The sequence below is a fragment of the Kitasatospora sp. NPDC091257 genome (assembly GCF_044757675.1).
Classification (GTDB): domain Bacteria; phylum Actinomycetota; class Actinomycetes; order Streptomycetales; family Streptomycetaceae; genus Kitasatospora; species Kitasatospora lactacystinica.
In genome coordinates this window covers 1-1,499 of the sequence record NZ_JBIVVI010001653.1, presented here as the reverse complement: position 1 = coordinate 1,499, position 1,499 = coordinate 1, and the positions used below count along the sequence as shown (strand labels likewise).

General features: G+C 68.9%; 1 protein-coding gene. It reads right to left on the bottom strand.

From position 1 onward, the window contains the following. Positions 1–56: 56 nt before the first annotated feature. Complete coding sequence (gene ychF / locus ACIQOV_RS41035) at positions 57–1,130, bottom strand: redox-regulated ATPase YchF (protein ID WP_401056190.1); 1,074 nt, start codon at positions 1,128–1,130, stop codon at positions 57–59. Between the last annotated feature and the right edge of the window lie 369 nt (positions 1,131–1,499).

Genomic DNA, 1,499 nt, shown 5'->3' with positions numbered 1-1,499 from the left:
GGCCCCGTCCGACCCTGCGCATGCGGCAGGTCGGGTCGGCTCAGGGAGCGGGTCGATCAGACGTTGAAGCGGAACTCCACCACGTCGCCGTCCTGCATGACGTACTCCTTGCCCTCGATGCGGGCCTTGCCCTTGGAGCGGGCCTCGGCGATGGAGCCGGTCTCGACCAGGTCGGCGAAGGAGATCACCTCGGCCTTGATGAAGCCCTTCTGGAAGTCGGTGTGGATGACTCCGGCGGCCTCGGGGGCGGTGGCGCCCTTCTTGATGGTCCAGGCGCGGGTTTCCTTGGGGCCGGCCGTCAGGTAGGTCTGCAGGCCGAGGGTGGCGAAGCCGACCCGGGCGAGGGTGGCGAGGCCGGGCTCCTCCTGGCCCATGGACTGGAGGAGCTCCAGGGCCTCGGCGTCGTCCAGCTCGATCAGCTCGGACTCGATCTTGGCGTTCAGGAAGATCGCCTCGGCCGGGGCGACCAGCTCGCGCTGGGCGTCCTTGAAGTCCTCGTCGGCCAGCTCGTCCTCGTCCACGTTGAAGACGTAGAGGAAGGGCTTGGCGGTCAGCAGGTGGAGCTCACGGATCGGGGCGGTGTCGAAGCCGGCCTCGAAGAGGGTCTTGCCGGTCTCCAGGATCGCCTGCGCGGCCTCGGCGGCGGCCAGCACGGGGGCGGTGTCCTTCTTGAGGCGCGCCTCCTTCTGGAGCCGCGGCAGGACCTTCTCGACGGTCTGGAGGTCGGCCAGGATCAGCTCGGTGTGGATGGTCTCGATGTCGTCCTTGGGCGACACCTTGCCGTCCACGTGCACCACGTCCGGGTCGGTGAAGGCGCGCACGACCTGGCAGATCGCGTCGGACTCGCGGATGTTGGCGAGGAACTTGTTGCCCAGGCCCTCGCCCTCGCTGGCGCCGCGCACGATGCCGGCGATGTCGACGAAGTCGACGGTGGCCGGGAGGATGCGCTGGGAGCCGAAGATCTCGGCGAGCTTGGCCAGCCGCTCGTCCGGGACGCCCACCACGCCGACGTTCGGCTCGATGGTGGCGAACGGGTAGTTGGCCGCCAGCACGTCGTTCTTGGTCAGGGCGTTGAACAGGGTCGACTTGCCGACGTTCGGCAGGCCGACGATTCCGATCGTGAGCGACATGAAGCGCAGTCCCGTGGGCTTGGAGGAGTTGGGTCGGCACCGTACGGGCCGACCCCCAAGTCTACGGGCAGCCCCCGCCCCGCCTCACAGCTCGTCGCCCCACCGGACGCGGACGGGCCGTTCGAAGGTGAGATCGGTCATGCCGTCCCCTGCGAGGAGACCCGTGCGCGGATCCGGTGACCGTGGTGCGCCGAGCCGACGGGGCAGGTCAGCCGACCTGAGTGACGATCACATCACTGCTCCGCCCGGAGACACGGGCCGGGACCTGAACGGTCCATTACACAGTGTGGCGATGATCGGACCGTACGTTGGACGGGTGGAGCAGAGCATCCGTACCCAGCCGCCAGGGCCCAGACGCCGTCCCCCGAC

What these genes read in the sequence shown, in the direction of transcription:
- ychF (WP_401056190.1), bottom strand. Translation starts at nt 1,130, where the DNA reads ATGTCGCTCACGATCGGAATCGTCGGCCTGCCGAACGTCGGCAAGTCG.